This window comes from Rhodoblastus sphagnicola, from assembly GCF_002937075.1.
Classification (GTDB): Bacteria; Pseudomonadota; Alphaproteobacteria; order Rhizobiales; family Beijerinckiaceae; genus Rhodoblastus; species Rhodoblastus sphagnicola.
Genome location: NZ_NHSJ01000043.1, coordinates 1 through 17,934, shown reverse-complemented (window position 1 = coordinate 17,934; position 17,934 = coordinate 1). Strand labels below are relative to the sequence as shown.

Annotated in this window: 10 protein-coding genes, 1 tRNA gene and 1 pseudogene; 6 read left to right on the top strand and 6 right to left on the bottom strand. The window is 60.2% G+C overall.

The window, feature by feature from the left end; all coding sequences use genetic code 11:
• Nucleotides 1-58 precede the first annotated feature (58 nt).
• The 4 genes from typA to CCR94_RS06560 all read right to left on the bottom strand — a co-directional run bounded on the left by typA (nt 59) and on the right by CCR94_RS06560 (nt 7,018).
• Nucleotides 59-1,870, bottom strand: coding sequence for a translational GTPase TypA (gene typA, locus CCR94_RS06575; protein ID WP_104507088.1), 1,812 nt, complete (start codon nt 1,868-1,870; stop codon nt 59-61).
• 177 nt (nt 1,871-2,047) lie between these two features.
• The gene (locus tag CCR94_RS06570) at nt 2,048-3,346 is read right to left on the bottom strand and encodes a TAXI family TRAP transporter solute-binding subunit (protein WP_104507087.1); all 1,299 of its coding nucleotides are present in this window, start codon (nt 3,344-3,346) and stop codon (nt 2,048-2,050) included.
• A 63-nt stretch (nt 3,347-3,409) separates the two neighbouring features.
• Nucleotides 3,410-4,642, bottom strand: a complete 1,233-nt coding sequence (locus CCR94_RS06565; protein WP_104507086.1) for an argininosuccinate synthase — start codon at nt 4,640-4,642, stop codon at nt 3,410-3,412.
• Nucleotides 4,643-4,732: 90 nt separating this feature from the next.
• Nucleotides 4,733-7,018, bottom strand: a complete 2,286-nt coding sequence (locus CCR94_RS06560; RefSeq protein ID WP_104507085.1) for an NADP-dependent malic enzyme — start codon at nt 7,016-7,018, stop codon at nt 4,733-4,735.
• 192 nt (nt 7,019-7,210) lie between these two features.
• On the opposite strand from CCR94_RS06560, the gene mutS reads away from it, so the two are divergent.
• The 6 genes from mutS to rho all read left to right on the top strand — a co-directional run bounded on the left by mutS (nt 7,211) and on the right by rho (nt 15,885).
• Entirely contained in the window at nt 7,211-9,967 is a 2,757-nt protein-coding gene (gene mutS / locus CCR94_RS06555) for a DNA mismatch repair protein MutS (protein ID WP_425332317.1), read from the top strand.
• A gap of 76 nt (nt 9,968-10,043) precedes the next feature.
• Nucleotides 10,044-11,582 (top strand): YifB family Mg chelatase-like AAA ATPase, encoded by a 1,539-nt coding sequence (locus CCR94_RS06550; RefSeq protein WP_104507084.1) that lies wholly within the window; start codon nt 10,044-10,046, stop codon nt 11,580-11,582.
• A gap of 235 nt (nt 11,583-11,817) precedes the next feature.
• Nucleotides 11,818-13,392: an ATP-binding protein gene (locus tag CCR94_RS06545; RefSeq protein WP_158254650.1), complete on the top strand. Its 1,575-nt coding sequence runs from the start codon at nt 11,818-11,820 to the stop codon at nt 13,390-13,392.
• A gap of 146 nt (nt 13,393-13,538) precedes the next feature.
• Nucleotides 13,539-13,814, top strand: coding sequence for a hypothetical protein (locus tag CCR94_RS24450; RefSeq protein ID WP_146089878.1), 276 nt, complete (start codon nt 13,539-13,541; stop codon nt 13,812-13,814).
• 532 nt (nt 13,815-14,346) lie between these two features.
• Nucleotides 14,347-14,422: transfer RNA gene (locus CCR94_RS06540), tRNA-Ala, on the top strand.
• Nucleotides 14,423-14,616: 194 nt separating this feature from the next.
• Nucleotides 14,617-15,885, top strand: a complete 1,269-nt coding sequence (gene rho / locus CCR94_RS06535) for a transcription termination factor Rho (protein ID WP_104507082.1) — start codon at nt 14,617-14,619, stop codon at nt 15,883-15,885.
• A 739-nt stretch (nt 15,886-16,624) separates the two neighbouring features.
• Here rho and CCR94_RS26565 read toward each other — a convergent pair.
• The gene (locus tag CCR94_RS26565; RefSeq protein ID WP_146089877.1) at nt 16,625-16,858 is read right to left on the bottom strand and encodes an IS66 family transposase; all 234 of its coding nucleotides are present in this window, start codon (nt 16,856-16,858) and stop codon (nt 16,625-16,627) included.
• A 467-nt stretch (nt 16,859-17,325) separates the two neighbouring features.
• Nucleotides 17,326-17,811: pseudogene (locus CCR94_RS06530) on the bottom strand (IS630 family transposase); the annotation flags it as partial.
• Nucleotides 17,812-17,934: the final 123 nt, after the last annotated feature.

The following is a 17,934-nucleotide window of genomic DNA, read 5'->3' as shown; positions in this document are numbered from 1 at the left end:
TTCGCCCCCCCGAAGTTAAAACCACGCAATATTCTGTGAGGCATTGGCGAACTCGGACTTACTCCTTGGCGCGTACCGCGCGTTTGCGATCATTGGGATCGAGTATGGCTTTGCGTAAGCGGATCGACTTCGGCGTGACTTCGACCAGTTCGTCGTCCTCGATATAGGCCAGGGATCTTTCGAGCGTCATGCGAATCGGGGTCGTCAGCTTGACCGCTTCGTCCTTGCCCGCCGCGCGAACATTGGTCAGTTTCTTGCCCTTGAGGACGTTGACCTCAAGATCGTTGTCGCGGGTGTGCTGTCCGATGACCATGCCGGCATAGACCTTCCAGCCCGGCTCGATCATCATGGGGCCGCGATCTTCGAGGTTCCACATCGCGTAAGCCACGGCTTCGCCAGCGTCATTGGAGATGAGAACGCCGTTGCGTCGGCCCTGGATGTCGCCCTTATACGGCGCGTAAGCGTGGAACAGGCGGTTCATGATCGCCGTGCCGCGCGTATCGGTCAGCAATTCGCCCTGGTACCCGATCAGGCCGCGCGTCGGCGCGTGGAACACCAGACGCAGACGATTGCCGCCGGAAGGGCGCATTTCGATCATATCGGCCTTGCGCTCGGACATTTTCTGCACGACGACGCCCGAAAACTCCTCGTCGACGTCGATCACGACTTCCTCGATCGGCTCAAGGCGGTCGCCGTTCTCGTCCTTCTGGAAAACGACGCGCGGACGCGAGATGCCCAGTTCGAAGCCTTCGCGACGCATGTTCTCGATCAAAATCGCCAATTGCAATTCGCCGCGACCGGAAACGACCAGGGAGTCCGAACCCGGCGAATCCTCGACGCGCAGTGCCACATTGCCTTCGGCCTCCTTCATGAGGCGGTCGCGAATGACGCGGCTGGTCACCTTGTCGCCCTCGGTGCCCGCCAGCGGCGAATCGTTGACCATGAACGTCATCGACAGGGTCGGGGGATCGATCGGCTGGGCCTGCAACGGCTCCGTCACTTCGGGAGCGACCAGCGTGTCCGCGACGTTGAATTTCGCCAGACCGGCGATGGCGACAATGTCGCCCGCGTCGGCCTCGTCGATGGGCTGGCGCTCAATGCCGCGGAAGGCGAGGATTTTGGACACGCGGCCGGTTTCAACCAGATTGCCCTGCCGGTCCAGAACCTTGACCGCCTGATTGGTCTTGACGCTGCCGGCGAAGATGCGACCGGTGATGATCCGGCCAAGATAGGGATTGGCTTCGATCAGCGTGCCGAGCATGCGCAGAGCGCCATCCTCGACCGGGGGCGGCGAAACGTGCTGGAGCACGAGGTCGAACAGCGGCCCCATGCCATCCTGAGGCCCGTCGGGGGAGTCGGCCATCCAGCCGTTCTTGCCGGACCCGTAGAGAATGGGGAAATCGAGTTGTTCGTCGGTGGCGTCGAGCGCGGCGAACAGGTCGAAAACCTCGTTGATGACCTCGCTGGCGCGCGCGTCGGGCTTATCGACCTTGTTGATGGCGACGATGGGTTTCAAACCGATTTTCAGCGCCTTGCCCACCACGAACTTGGTCTGGGGCATCGGCCCTTCGGCGGCGTCCACGAGAACGATGGCGCCGTCCACCATCGACAGGATGCGCTCGACCTCGCCGCCGAAATCGGCGTGGCCGGGCGTGTCCACGATGTTGATCCGCGTGTCCTTCCAGACCACCGATGTCGCCTTGGCGAGAATGGTGATACCGCGTTCCTTTTCGATATCGTTCGAATCCATCACACGCTCGGCCACGCGCTGGTTGTCGCGAAACGCGCCGGACTGGCGGAGCAATTGATCGACCAGCGTGGTCTTGCCATGGTCGACGTGGGCGATGATGGCGATGTTGCGGAGATTCATGGGGGCCTTGAGATATGGTTCGAGCGGTCTTCACGGATTGGGCGGCACGCGCCGCACCATCGCGGCGATGTCATTCTCGCCAATAATGACGCGGCGATGACGAATTGCGACGGGGAAACGAGACGGGAAGTTGCGCTTGCTCTAAACGAAAAACCGGATAATTGCAAAACAACGGTTTCACGCGCGGCCGACCGCGTCCATGACGATTCGGCGACGATCCTTGATCGCCAGTCGGGCCTGCTCCACGGCCAGGGTCAAACCCGCCAGTTGATGCCCGTCCAGCTTCGGGATGCGTCCGCTCGCGAGCGTGCGGGTCAGGATTTCGTCGATTTGCAGTTCAAGCAGGCGCAAACACTCCAAATCTTCCGCCTCGCGCGCGCTCTTGAGAATTTCGAGCGATTGTTCCAGAAGATGATCGAACTGTTCGTAACCTTTCACGGTGACGCGACTGATCAAGGTCGCGCCGAGCGAAGCCAACACGCTCGCAACCATCGCGCCAATATAGATCGCATCGCTGTAGCGCTCGAAAAACGTCTCTTCCTCATTGTCGATGAAGGCGGCCGCGCCCGGATGGGTCGGCAAGGCCTCGCCCTTGTCCGTGTCGGGCGTTTCCATGGCGTTGGCCACGGGGTTCCTGGAGGCCACGGCCGTCCGGTGAGCGAGCGTCTGGCGCACCAGATCGCCCACCACAGAATTGGCGAGGTCATTGTCCGCGACAAGGCGCAATGTCACGCCGATGGTCTCGACATTTTCGGCGGGAATCGACGGTCCGCCGCCGAAGGCGCCGCGCAAAAGCGACGTCGCTTCGACGCCGGGATTCTTCTTGGCCATGGCGGCCGCGTCGCCGATGGCGAGGAACGATGGGGGGCCCTCTTGTGAGACGGTTCGAACCACTTGAATCATTTGCGGGGAGTCGAAACGTCCGAAGGCGAGCACGGCGTCGACCTCTTTCCGGGCGAGCGATTCGGCGAGGTCGGCCGTTTCCAGGCATTTGCGGGGCAGGGTTTGTGGCGGGAGCGCGTATTGCGCCTCGACCGCGTCCAGCAGCGCGCCCGCGCCTTCATTGGCGAGGTCCACAGAGAGGGAGGCCACGCGCTTGCCCTTCAGGTCCGCGATATTGGTCACGTTAGAGCCTGACGGAACCATGACGACCAGAATCTGATGTTCCAGGATCAGCGCCGTCGCGGCGTTCGGCGGCTGATTTGCATCCGACCTGATCACGGCGAGATCGACGCCGCGGTCCTCCATCGCCTTCGCCGCCGCGCGCGCATCGGCGACCGGCGTCAGACGGAAACGCACATCGGCATGGTCTCGCGTGAACTCCTGATTCAAGGCCGCGAGCAGTTTCTGGGACTCGCCGCCTTTCGCAACGGCGACGCGCAAAACCGTCGGCCTCTCGTAAAAATAGAGGCCGGCGACAATGATCGCGATCAACAAGGCGCCGATTGGAAACGCCAGTGAAAGGAAGCGCCGCATCTTCCGTCCTTCCGGAGGCGAAAAGCTCGCGGCGCAAACTTTAGACAGTGACGCTGAGGAAAGTCAGGACGTCTTCCGGTCTCGCTTCGCCAAGGTTCTCAATCGTAGCGCGTTGAGCTTGATGAAGCCAGCGGCGTCGCGATGGTCATAGGCGACCGCCCCCTCCTCGAACGTCACGAGTTCCTGGTCATAGAGCGAATAGGGACTCTCGCGGCCGACCACGGCGGCGCCGCCCTTGTAGAGTTTCACGCGGACGCGGCCGGTGACCTTCTCCTGGCTCTTGTCGATCAGGACTTGCAGCATCTCCCGCTCGGGCGAGAACCAGAAGCCGTTGTAGATCAGCTCGGCATATTTGGGCATCAACTCATCCTTCAGATGAGCCGCGCCACGGTCGAGCGTGACCGATTCAATGCCGCGATGCGCGAAATAGAGGATCGTGCCGCCGGGCGTCTCGTACATGCCGCGCGATTTCATGCCGACGAAGCGATTCTCGACCAGATCGAGGCGGCCGATGCCATTGTCGCGGCCGAGTTCGTTGAGGCGCGTCAGCAATTTCGCCGGCGACAGCTTCTCGCCATCAATGCCGACGGCGTCGCCCTTCTCGAACTCGATCCAGATATAGGTCGGCTTGTCCGGCGCGTCTTCCGGGGACACAGTGCGGGAATAGACGTAATCCGGCGTCTCCTGCGCCGGGTCTTCCAGCACCTTTCCTTCCGACGACGTGTGCAACAGATTGGCGTCGGTGGAAAACGGCGATTCGCCCCTCTTGTCCTTGGCGATGGGGATTTGGTGCTTTTCGGCGAATTCGATCAAGGCGGTGCGGGAGGCCATGTCCCACTCGCGCCAGGGCGCGATGACGGTGATATCAGGCTCCAGCGCATAATAGGACAGTTCGAAACGAACTTGGTCATTGCCCTTTCCGGTCGCGCCATGGCAGACGGCGTCGGCGCCGACTTTTCGCGCGATTTCGATCTGCCGCTTGGAAATCAGCGGACGGGCGATCGACGTGCCCAGCAGGTAAAGACCCTCATATTGCGCGTTGGCGCGAAACATCGGGAAGACATAATCGCGCACGAATTCCTCGCGCAGGTCCTCGATGAAGATGTTTTCCGGTTTGATGCCGAGCAATTCGGCCTTTTTCCGCGCCGGCTCCAGTTCTTCGCCCTGGCCGAGATCCGCCGTGAAGGTCACGACTTCGCAGCCATAGGTGGTCTGGAGCCATTTGAGGATGATGGACGTGTCGAGACCGCCGGAATAGGCGAGAACGACCTTCTTGATTTCTTTCGCTTTGGACATTTTGGGACTCGCGGGAAATTTTGGCGCGACTATAGGCGCGCCGCCGCGCGGCGCAACCTTTCGACGAAGTTTTGCGGCAAAGTTTGGGGCTCAGACTTCCGCGTTGAAGGCGGCGAGCGCCGCCATGTTGACGATATCGGAATCCTTGCCGCCCAATTGAACGATCTGCACGGATTTGTCGAAACCCACCAGCATCGGCCCGATCACCATCGCGCCGCCCAGCTCCAACAGCATTTTGGTGGCGATGGAGGCGGCGTGGAAGGCCGGCATGATCAGAACATTGGCCGTATCGGTGAGGCGGCAGAACGGATAGAGCGACATCATCTCCTTGTTCAGCGCCACATCGGCCGCCATTTCGCCGTCATATTCGAAATCGACGTGACGCTGGTCGAGGATGCGCACGGCTTCCTTCACACGCAGGGTGCGGTCGCCCGGCGGATGACCGAAGGTGGAGAAGGCCAGCATGGCGACGCGCGGCTCATAGCCGAGTCGTCGCGCGAAGCCGGCTGCCTCGATGGCGATGTCGGCCAGATCCTGCGCTTCGGGCATTTCGGTGATGGCGGTGTCGGCGAGAATGACCGGCCGACCGCGCGCCAGGACCAGCGACACGCCAATCAGCCTATGGCCGGGCTTGTGATCGATCACGCGCGAAACTTCTTCCAGGGTGATGGAGAAATTGCGCGTCACGCCGGTCACCATCGCGTCGGCGTCGCCGGCGGCGACCATCGAGGCCGCGTAGTGGTTGCGGTCGTTGTTGATGATGCGCTGGCAGTCGCGAAACAGGAAGCCCTTGCGCTGCAAGCGCTCGTAAAGCATTTGCGCGTAAACGTCGTTGCGGTGGGAAATGCGGGCATTGTGAATTTCGATGAGCTTGTCGTCGAGTTCGACGCCAATGCGCTCGGCGACTTCGTTGATCCGCTCAACGCGTCCGACCAGAATGGCCGAGCCGAGCCCCTGATTCACGAAAGCGATCGCGGCGCGGATGACCTGCTCCTCCTCGCCTTCCGCGAACACCACGCGCTTGGGGCTGCGTTTCACACGATCCATGATGCCCTGCATCACGCCGGCGACGGGGTCGCGTCGCGCCGACAATTGCGCGCGATAGGCGCCCATGTCGACGATCGGATGGCGGGCGACGCCGGACTCCATCGCGGCTTGCGCGACCGCCGACGGCACGATCGAAATCAGCCGGGGGTCGAACGGCGCGGGAATGAGATATTCGCGGCCAAAGCGCGGCCGGGCGCCCTGGTAGGCGCGCGCGACATCGTCGGGCACGTCTTCGCGGGCGAGTTGCGCCAGCGCATGAACCGCCGCGATCTTCATTTCCAGGTTGATGGTCGAGGCCCGAACGTCAAGCGCCCCGCGAAAAATATAGGGAAAGCCGAGAACGTTGTTGACCTGATTCGGATAGTCCGAGCGCCCGGTCGCGACGATGGCGTCGGGCCGAACGGCCTGCGCGTCCTCCGGCGTGATTTCGGGATCGGGGTTGGCCATGGCGAAGATGATGGGGTCGGGCGCCATCGTCTTGACCATGTCCTGCGTCAGCGCGCCCTTGGCGGACAGACCGAAGAAAATGTCGGCGCCTTGCACGGCCTCGGCGAGGGTCCGCTTGTCGGTGGCCACCGCATGGGCGGATTTCCACTGGTTCATGCCCTCGACGCGGCCGCGATAGACAACGCCTTTCGTGTCGCACAGCGTGACATTTTCAGGCGCGAAGCCCATGGCCTTGATGAGATCCAGACAGGCGATGCCCGCCGCGCCAGCGCCATTGCAGACCAGCTTGGTCTTCTTGATGTCGCGTCCCGTCAGATAAATGGCGTTGATCATGCCGGCGGCGGCGATGATCGCCGTCCCGTGCTGATCGTCATGGAACACGGGAATATCCATCAATTCGCGGAGCCGCTCTTCGATGATGAAGCACTCGGGCGCCTTGATGTCCTCAAGGTTGATCCCCCCGAAGGTGGGGCCGAGAAAGCGCACGGAATTGATGAATTCCTCGACGTCCTCGGTTCCGACTTCAAGATCGATGGAATCGACGTCGGCGAATCGCTTGAACAGGATGGATTTGCCTTCCATCACCGGTTTTGATGCGAGAGCGCCAAGGTTCCCGAGGCCGAGAATGGCGGTGCCATTGGTGATGACCGCGACCAGATTGCCCTTGATGGTGTAATCGTAAGCGCGTGAGGGGTCTTCGGCGATGGCCTTGACCGGCACGGCGACGCCTGGCGAATAGGCCAGCGCCAGATCGCGCTGGGTCGCCATCGGCTTGGTGGGCATGATCTGAAATTTGCCGGGACGCCCCTTGGAATGGAACTGCAACGCTTCCTGATCGGTAAAGGTCGGGCGTTTGGCGCGGCTCGGCTTGATTTCGGACATTCTGTGTTCTCTGTTGGCCTGCGGGGAGGGGCGACCTTAGCCGCGCGATGCGAAATGACAAGGAGTCGTTTGGACAATGGCCGGGACTTTCGCGGTCCGACCTGCCGCGAAACTGAAAAAGTCATTGGAAAAGGTTGCGCGCGCGTGTGCGGGCCGCCGCGCTTTGCTAGGTTCCCCCCGAGAGGGGACTCCATGCCGAGCAAGAACGAAACCGCGGATGTGATCGACGAGGCCCTTGACGGCGGCAAGGCCGCCAAAGCTTCGGCTCCCGGCGCGGAAAACCGCGTCACGCCAATGATGGCGCAATATCTCGAAATCAAGCGCGACCATCAAGATTGCCTGCTGTTCTATCGCATGGGCGATTTCTACGAGCTGTTTTTCGAAGACGCCAAACTCGCCTCGCAAACGCTCGGCATTGTCCTGACCAAGCGCGGCAAACACCTCGGCGAGGATATCCCCATGTGTGGCGTGCCGATCGAGCGGTCGGACGATTATTTGCACAAGCTGATCGCCTCCGGCCATCGCGTCGCCGTCTGCGAACAGACCGAGGATCCCGCCGAGGCGCGCAAGAGGGGCAACAAATCGGTCGTCAAGCGCGGCGTCATCCGACTGGTCACGCCGGGAACCCTGACCGAGGAGCGTTTGCTGGAGCCGGGACGCGCCAACCTGCTGGTCGCGCTGGTTCGACAAAGGGATCAGGACGAGAAATCCCTGTTCGGTCTCGCGGCCGTCGATATTTCGACCGGCGCCTTTGATGTTTATGTCACCGAGTTCGGCGCGCTTGGGGCGCTGCTCGCGCGGCTTGAGCCTCGGGAGATTGTCGCGTCCGAAACGCTCCTGGCGGACGCCGCCCTGCTCGGCCGCCTGCAAGACGGCGGCGCCGCGATAACGCCCCTGAACGAAAAGGCTTTCTTCGGCCGGGCGGCGGAGAAGAAACTGCTCGACTATTATCATTTGGGCACGCTGGACGGTCTGGGTCCGCTGAGCCATCTCGAGATCAACGCCGCCGGCCTGTGTCTGGCCTATATCGAGCAAACCCAGTTTGCCGCCAAGCCCCGGCTCAATCGGCCCAGCCGCGTCGAGACCCGCGCCACCCTGGAGATTGACGCCGCAACGCGCGTCAATCTCGAACTGACGCGCAGCCAATCCGGCCAGCGTCAGGGCTCTCTGCTGTCGGCGCTGGATCGCACCGTCACCTCGGCCGGGGCCAGGACTCTGGCGGAATGGCTCGCCGCGCCGCTGCGCGACATCGAGAAAATCGCGCTGCGGCAGGACGCCATAGCGTTTTTCGTTGATGATCCGCTGTTGCGCGCGGAACTGCGCAAGATTTTGCGCGCGGCGCCAGATATGGCGCGCGCCCTGGGGCGTCTTGCCCTCGATCGCGGCGGTCCGCGCGATCTCGCGGCGCTGCGCGATGGCATGTTCACCGCGAAACAGTGCGGCGCCGTTCTGGCGGAAAAAAAACCGCCCTTCCTGCTTGCCAAGGCGGTGGAATTTCTTGCCGACCTCGATACCGCCTTGCCGCAGTTGCTCGGCGCCGCGCTTGCGGACGATCTCCCGCTCGACCGCCGCGGCGGAAACTTCATCAGCGCCGCTTTCGACCAGCAACTCGACGAAGCCCGCGCCCTGCGCGACGAAAGCCGCCGCATCATCGCCGCCTTGCAGGGGCGCTATTGCGAAAAGGCTGAAACTCGCCAACTCAAGATCAAGCACAACAATTTCCTCGGCTATTTCATCGAGGTCAATCAGGCGCAGGGCGAAAAACTTCTGAAAGCCCCCTTCAACGCCGATTTCATCCATCGCCAGACCATGGCGGACGCCATGCGTTTCTCGACGACCGAACTGTCGCAACTCGAAAGCCGCATCACCAATGCGGCGGACGAGGCGCTGGCGATCGAGAGCCGCATTTTCGGCGAACTGGTCGCGCAGGCCCTCGACAAGTCCGCCGAGTTGGAAGCCACCGCCAGCGCCTTGGCGGGGCTCGACGTGCTGACGGCGCTGGCCGAAGCCGCCAGCGAAGCCGGCTGGAGCCGCCCACGGGTTGACAACAGCCTCGCCTTCCAGATCGAAGCGGGCCGCCATCCGGTGGTCGAGGCGGCGCTGCGGGCGCGCGGCGAACCCTTCGTGCCCAATGATTGCGACCTCAGCGGGATCATGGGCGCAAAAGGCAAGGACATCGGCGGCAAGCTCGCCGTGATCACCGGCCCCAATATGGCGGGCAAATCGACCTTTCTGCGCCAGAACGCCCTGATCGCCATTCTCGCCCAAATTGGCTCGTTCGTTCCCGCGAAAACCGCGCATATCGGCGTGGTCGACCGCCTGTTTTCCCGCGTCGGCGCATCGGACGATCTGGCGCGGGGCCGGTCCACCTTCATGGTCGAAATGGTTGAGACCGCCGCGATTTTGAACCAGGCGACAGAGAAATCCCTCGTCATTCTCGACGAGATCGGCAGGGGCACCGCCACCTATGACGGCCTGTCCATCGCCTGGGCCGTGATGGAGCATTTGCACGAGGTCAATCGCGCCCGCGCGCTGTTCGCCACGCATTTTCATGAATTGACGCATTTGCGCCAAAAGCTGTCCCGCCTCGTCAATCTCTGCATGCGCGTGTCCGACTGGCGCGGCGACGTCGTCTTCCTGCATGAAGTCGCGCAGGGTTCGGCGGATCGCTCCTATGGCGTGCAAGTGGCGAGTCTGGCCGGATTACCCACCACGGTGGTCGAACGCGCGCGGAAAATTCTGGCGGAGCTGGAGTTGAACGACCTCCGCACCCCCGTGGAAAGACTGGTGGCCGACTTGCCGCTATTCGCGGCGCCGCTTCAGGCGCCGGAGCCGAAACACAAGGACGCGCTGCGGGACGCTTTGGCCGAAATCGATCCCGACGACATGACGCCACGTCAGGCGCTTGAAGCGCTGTTCAATCTCAAACGCGTGGCGGCGCACGATTGATTCGCGCCGGGCGTCGGTCAGGTCAGATTTACAACCATGTGGCGTAAGGTTAACCTTAGGCTCGTGGAGGCGTCCCATGGTCGTTCGTGTTTCAACGGTTGCTTTTGAAGGCATTGAAGCGCGGCCGGTCGATGTTCAGGTCATGATCTCGAACGGCACGGTGGTGTTCAACGTGGTCGGCCTGGGCGACAAGGCGGTGGCCGAATCGCGCGAACGCGTCCGCTCCGCTTTGGTGGCGTCGGGCCTGTCGCTGCCCGCCAAGCGAATCACCGTCAATCTCGCGCCGGCAGACCTGCCCAAGGAGGGCAGCCATTACGATCTGCCCATCGCCCTGGGCGTAATGGTGGCCATGGGCGCCTTGCCCTCCGACGCGCTTGACGGTTTCACCGTACTGGGCGAGTTGGCGCTGGACGGCGCCATTACGCCCGTTTCAGGCGTTCTTCCCGCCGCCGTCGCCGCCAGCGCCAGAGGCCTGGGCCTGATCTGCCCCGCCGAATGTGGACCTGAAGCGGCCTGGGCCTCGGAAGACATATCCATCCTCGCGCCGCGCAACCTCATCCAGATCGCCAACCATTTTCATGGGTCACAAGTGCTGTCGCGGCCGATTCCGGCGGTGAAGTCGCTGAGTGGTCCCCAGCCAGATCTTCGCGATATCAAGGGACAGGAAAGCGCGAAACGCGCGCTGGAGATCGCCGCCGCCGGCGGCCACAATCTCCTTTTCAACGGACCGCCTGGCGCCGGCAAGAGCATGCTGGCGGCGCGCCTGCCATCGATCCTGCCGCCGCTGACGCCCGGAGAACTGCTCGAAGTCTCGATGATCCACTCGGTCGCCGGCAATATCGCGGGCGGACAACTCACGGATCGCCGGCCCTTTCGCGCGCCGCATCATTCGGCGTCCATGGCGGCGCTGGTGGGAGGCGGCACGCACGCCAGACCGGGAGAGGCCTCGCTGGCGCATCATGGCGTGCTGTTCCTCGACGAACTCCCGGAGTTCCAGGCTCCGGCGCTGGACGCCTTGCGGCAGCCTCTGGAAAGCGGCGAGATCGCGATCTCCCGGGCCAACCGGCGCTGTGTCTATCCCGCGCGTTTCCAATTGATCGCGGCCATGAATCCCTGCCGCTGCGGTCTGGCGAACGAACCGGGCCATCGCTGCCAGAAGGGATCGCCGCAACGCTGTTCGGCGCTCTATCAGAACCGGCTGTCCGGCCCGTTCCTGGATCGCATCGACCTGCATCTTGAAGTGCCAGCGATCCGGGCGTCCGATCTGATCTTGCCTCCGGCGGAGGAGGGGTCCGAGCAGGTCGCCGCGCGCGTCGCTCAAGCGCGGGATATCCAGCGATACCGTTATAAAGCGCTCGGTTACGACCACGTCGCCTGCAACGCCATGGCGACCGCGTCGATCATCGAGCAGACCATCAAGCTCGATGACGCCGGCGGCAAGCTCATACGCGACGCGTCGGATCGCCTGCGTCTTTCCGCGCGCGGGTTTCATCGGGTGTTGAAGCTTGCGAGAACGATCGCGGACCTGCAAGGCGCGCCCGATGTCTTGCGCGCGCACCTCGGCGAAGCCTTGTCCTATCGCCCGATGGTCGACCGCGCGTCGGCGGCGGCCTAGCTTCGGTAAGCCAATCTTCAGAAAAAACGTTTAGGACATTGAGCGAGGGCAGACAGCCAGGTGGCAGGGTATGCTCTTTGCAACGCCCATGGATGTCCTGACCGCGCTCTTTTTCTTCATTGCCATTTCATGCGTTGTACTCCCCGCCTTCCTTGCAAGGGAAGTCCGGCGCCTCAAAACTCGCGTCCACTCGGCGGAGCAGCGCCTTGAAAGCAGTCAGGATGAAGTCTGGGAGTTGAAGTCGGCGGCTGCGGCCCGCGACAAGGCCGAAGCCGCGAGCGAAGCCAAATCGCGTTTCCTGGCGACCGTCAGCCACGAATTCAGGACGCCCCTCAACGGAATTCTCGGCTTGGCCGAATTGCTGGCGGCGACGCCGTTGAACGCCGAGCAACGCTCTTACCTCGCCGCGATCCGCGCGTCGGGCGATGCGCTCTCATCCCTGATCAATGAGATCCTCGACTTCTCGCGGCTGGAGGCTGGAAAGCTTGAGCTGAAGCAAAGCGAATTCGATCTGCCCGCCCTGATCGAAGGCGCCGTGGAACTGCTGTCGCCTCGGGCGCAAGGCAAGGGCATCGAGATTTGCAGCCTTATCGACAAGGATCTGCCCCGTCTGGTGATCGGCGATTCCGGCCGGTTGAGGCAAGTTCTCATCAATCTTGTTGGCAATGCCGTTAAATTCACAGAGGTGGGCGGCGTGGCGGTCGAGGCGGCGCCGGGTTGCGAAGACAGGTTGCGCTTTTCGGTGTTCGACACCGGTCCAGGCATACCGGAGTCGCGAAGAAGAGCCATTTTTCATGATTTTGAACAGGCTGACGGCTCTTCGACCCGGCGTCATGAGGGAACCGGCCTGGGGCTCGCGATTTCGCGCCGCATCGTCCAGCATATGGGCGGAAAACTGTGGCTCGAAGACTCCGGGCCTCGCGGTTCGCGGTTCTGCTTCGAAATTCCCTTGCAAGGTACGACAACGCCTTGGGTGCGCGAGATAGAACCGCGATTGGTCGATCGGCAAATCCTGATCGTCGGAGACGCGCCTTTCGGCTGCGACTACCTCGCCAGACGCCTTTCCGATGCGGGCGCCCACACAAGTGTCGTGCGTGAACAGGGGCAAGCGGCGGCAAGGCTGAGTTCGGGAGACTACACGCCGGATTTTGTCATTGTCGATTGTTCGCTCGGCGAAAGCGCCATTGGCGAACTCTCCAACCTGTCCCGCAAATTTCCCCGCTGCAAGAGCGTGCTCTTGTTTTCGCCGTTCGAGCGTCGCGCGTTTGGCGAGGCCATGCTGAACAATTTCGACGGCTGGCTGGTGAAGCCGGTCAGGCTGGAATCGGTCGGCGCGAAACTTTTCTACTGCACCAGTCGCAAGAATGAAGAAAAAGAGCACGGTGACGTGGAGCGTGAGGAACCCAGCCTCTCGGGCCGACGCTTCCTGCTCGCCGAAGACAATGACGTCAACGCCCTGCTCGTCGAACGCCAGCTTGGTAAACTCGGCGCGATTGTCACGCGCGCCCACGACGGGATTGAAGCCGTCAGGCTTGTCGAAGAAAGTTTCGCGGGGACGGCGCCGCCTTTCGCGGCCATCCTCATGGATATTCGCATGCCCAATCTCGACGGCTTGTCTGCGGCCAGAGGAATCCGCGCGCTCGAACAGTCACGGATGCGCAAGCCCGTGTCGATCGTCGCCCTGACCGCGAATGCGTTCGACGATGACCGGGAAGCCGCCCTCCTTGCGGGCATGCAGGGTTTTCTCACCAAGCCGGTCGATCTCGCGGCGCTGGTCCAGACCCTCAATGAGATCGACGGGCAAGGTTAGGCAGCGCCGCGAAATTCGTGCTCCATTTACGGCGTCTTGTTCTGTCGAGGCGCGATCGCTGACACCAACGGCCTTCCCGTCTGACTCGCGTGGGATTCTCAAGCTGGATCTGATCAGATTCCATCGGCCCGGGGAGCATTCGCGCCATGGCGGGCACGCTGAAGATCAGGATCGGCTTTTCCGCTTCCGAGTTGCGGCGTCTTGCCGCCAGTTCGAACGAAGCCAACCAGAGCCCGCCGCTTTTGTCTCTTGCTGCGGCCTCGGATGGAACGGAACGTATGGCGTTTGAGTACCGCGTCAGCGGATGCTCGGCCAACCTGTTTCGCACGAGCGCGACAAGGGCGGCGAGGTCTGCGGGAGAAAGGAAGCTGGCGCGAAGTCATGCTCCCAGCCGAATCGATTCCTCGCAGTTCGATAACTGACTTTTGGAAATCTCAATAAGCCCGGGTGCATTTCACTTTTCCACATGATTTGTCCTGGCATGTGGTTAACTGTTTGTTAAACGGACGCACTCATCCGCTGTGGTAAAACGGGACTCGTTTTTCACAACCGAATGCCTGTTGGTTTCTTTTCGGATGGCCAATCGGGACTGTGTGTCGAGTTCCAGAGGCCTTCGAGCAATGCGTAGCTAAGAATCTGATTTACCTATATGTTTTTTTTGCCTGCGGACGATTCCCAGAATCTCCGGCCGGATCCTCGGGTGTTGTCTCTTGTGGATATTTTGTGTGTAAGTCTGAACATTACAAAATCGCCGATAGAAAACGAAAAAGAGTCCGAAATAGATTCTTGTTTTCTTAATTATGCAAAATTTTCGACTGCGATCGCCTCAGTTAGCTGTCCATCTGACTTTTTTTTCGATCATGCGCCAAAAACGCTTGTAGCTGACGGCCAGTGCCGGTATACACCCGCCACTGGCGCTTTCGCGGTGACACGCGTTAACCCCAAGCCAGTATAGGGGCCATAGCTCAGTTGGGAGAGCGCTTCAATGGCATTGAAGAGGTCGTCGGTTCGATTCCGTCTGGCTCCACCAAATCAAAGAAATTTGGATACGTTTGTCCCGCAAGGTTGATACCTTGCGGGAAATCGAATAGATATCAGCGCTCCCGCCTTATGGAGACGCAACCTCGTCCTCGTCCCCGGTACGTTTGAAATTCCGATCAAGCGTTAGGACAGCAGAGAAGTTGCGTCGATTCCTGAAATCCACGAAATAGAGATGACGATCGCATGCGCGAGATTAAACTTCACTCGTTAAAGGCAAAATCACCAACTGAACTTCTTGCTTTTGCCGAAGAACACGAGGTTGAGAATGCCTCAATCATGCGAAAACAGGAGTTGATGTTCGCGATCCTAAAACAGTTAGCCTTGCGCGAGATCGAAATTGTTGGAGAAGGCGTCGTCGAGGTTCTTTCGGACGGTTTTGGATTCTTGCGATCATCTGACGCAAACTACCTAGCTGGCCCAGACGACATTTATATTTCGCCATCGCAAATTCGGCGTTTTGGCCTGAGGACGGGCGATACCGTCGAAGGCTTGATTCGCAGCCCGAAGGAGGGAGAACGCTACTTTGCACTGCTGAAAGTCAATTCTATCAATTTTGAAGATCCTGAAAAAGTGCGGCACAAGGTTCATTTTGACAATCTTACGCCACTCTATCCGAACGAGCGGTTGCGTCTGGAACTGGAAGATCCGACAAGAAAGGATTTATCCGCTAGAATTATCGATATTGTCGCCCCGATTGGAAAAGGGCAGAGAGCTTTGATTGTCGCGCCGCCGCGAACGGGAAAAACTGTTATTCTTCAGAATATCGCGCAATCTATCACAACCAATCATCCCGAATGTTATTTGATAGTCTTATTGATCGACGAACGTCCAGAAGAAGTTACGGATATGCAGCGGTCGGTTAAAGGTGAGGTTATTTCATCTACGTTTGATGAACCAGCTGTGCGGCATGTTCAAGTCGCGGAAATGGTGATCGAAAAAGCCAAGCGACTCGTTGAACACCGGCGCGACGTTGTCATTCTTTTAGATTCCATCACCCGCTTAGGTCGCGCATATAATACTGTCGTTCCTTCATCAGGAAAGGTTTTGACGGGCGGCGTCGACGCGAATGCGCTACAGCGCCCAAAACGTTTTTTTGGAGCCGCGCGGAATATTGAAGAGGGCGGTTCTCTGACGATCATCGCTACCGCTTTGATTGAGACTGGGTCAAGAATGGATGAAGTGATTTTTGAAGAATTCAAAGGAACAGGCAATTCCGAAATCATTCTAGATCGTAAGGTTGCTGACAAGCGTGTGTTCCCTGCAATCGACATCACGAGGTCTGGAACCCGTAAGGAAGAGCTACTAGTCGCGACGGACGTGCTTAAAAAAACTTATGTTCTCCGTCGAATTCTTAACCCCATGGGGACGGTGGATGCGGCTGAGTTTTTGCTCGGTAAACTTCGGGAAACGCCGAAGGGAAATAGCGCTTTTTTTGAATCAATGAATACCTGAAGAATGATAGATGTTGCAGACGGGCGATGTTTCACGTGAAACATCGCCTATCCTTTGTGTGTCGAGCATGATCAGCACGTTGAAAATGCAAGTCCTTTGCCTCGCCTGATGACCACAACGCGTTAGCAAAGCGCAAGGCCGTCGTCCCGAAGTTTCTTAACAGCGCGTTGACGAAGTCAATCTTGGCTGATTCCCTCACATAATCGGGAATCGTGCTGGATTATTTCGATGTCGATGAAGCGGGACGCCGGGGTTCAGAATAACCTTACCTCCACATGGGCGGATATGCCGCTTTCTTCCGACCACGCTTTCTACGATCGGCTGAACAAACTCTTGAGCGACGCTAATTTTGATACCTTCGTAGAGGCGGCGTGCTAGCCGTTTTACGCGGTGACGATGGGCGCGCCCTCTCTGCCACCGGGCCGCTATTTTCGCAGGCATATGTTCCGATATTTCGTAAGCGTTGTTCCTGCGCCATTCACTCCGCCGGATCGAAATTTCAGCGAGTGAGCGCCTCAATACTCCTGTTGGACCATCGGTTGGCGAGTCGCTCCACGGTCTGTTTCATCCAGGCGCAGAGGTCGCCGCCGTTCATCTTGCACGTCTGACGCATGGTGGAGATTGCGGCCCACGTCTGCCCGCCGGCGGCGGAACCGGCGAATGGTGAGTTCTTTCTCTTAATTGCCTGGGTCTGATTGCCCCCTCGACAATGTTGTAGTCCAGTTCGACATGGTTATCCTCAAGAAAGTGTCACGGTCGCGATGGAGCCAGCAGACCCGCCGTTGGCGTGGAGGCCGAAGAATCTGCGGCGCAGATGCGGACAACATCCGGGCAGGCGGAGGCCGTTGGACTGCGGGGGGGGGGCGCTTGTGATATCCAACGTAACCATGCATTGCAGGATGCCGCGATAATGGCCCAGGTGGCGCGTCGCGCAGTTGCTGGCTCGGCTGCATTCATGGCGGTAGGCGACCATCGGCGGCACTGCGCCACCGAACGGATAATCATCCGATGCATAGGCCTACAACCACGCCGTTCTCGTCTTCTCAGCACCGGGTTTCAACGTCGGCAGCGTCGTTTCGTCGGAAAAAAATCCGCTCGCCCTCGCTCATCCACCGAGAGCACGATGCGTTTCCCTGGAAACGCATCGTGCTCTAGCGGCGTCGGCCAACCGGTGGGCGTCGAGATGGTCTTTTGAGACATCGACGCCGATGGTATCATTCTGCATCTTCTCCGCGCCTCTGCTTGTCATCCGGGGCTCTCGCCCGGGTATCCGTTCAGGCCAAAGGAAAAGACGAGGGCGATCAAACTCTAGCTCGACCCGCAAAACGGTCGGCATTATCCCGATCCGACCCCGGCCGCTGGGAGAGCGCTGTTCCCCTCTCCCAGCGGTCCTTCTTTTGCCTCAACGGCGCGGAAAGTCATAAGACAAGCATGATGCGTTTATACGGAAGCGTAACCTGAGTTTTGGAAGTAATTTGGGCATTCATCTGGCTTAAACATTTCCAAAAGGGCTCCGGCGCGCCGCTAGGTCGTTTCGACGGTTCGCTCTGCGGCGGCGCGCATCAAGTGTTTGAGTTTGGAGAAGACCTGTTCGATCGGGTTGAGGTCTGGACTGTAGCGTGGCAGGAAGACGAGGCGCACGCCGGCGGCGCGAATGGCTTCGCGCCCCGCTTTGCTCTTGTGGTTGCGGAGATTGTCGAGGATGACGATATCGCCCGCGGTTAGCGTTGGAGCCAGAACCTCAACAACATATCGATCGAAGGCGGCGGCGTTGATGGGTCCATCAAGGACGAACGGCACCTCCATGCGATCGCAGCGCAAGGCGCCGAGAAAGGTCATGGTCTTCCAATGGCCGAAGGGGACGAGCGCTTTCAGACAGAGGTCGCGTGGACCCCAACCGCGCAACGGCGCCTCGCTGGAACGTATCCCTCCGCCGTGGGCCGCAGGGATCGGCGTTTGAGGCTATACAGCGGGGTGCAGGACGCCATCGGACTTGAACGTCTTTATGGCTTCGGCGAGAGTGAGGCCACGATTAAGGCAATGCAACTG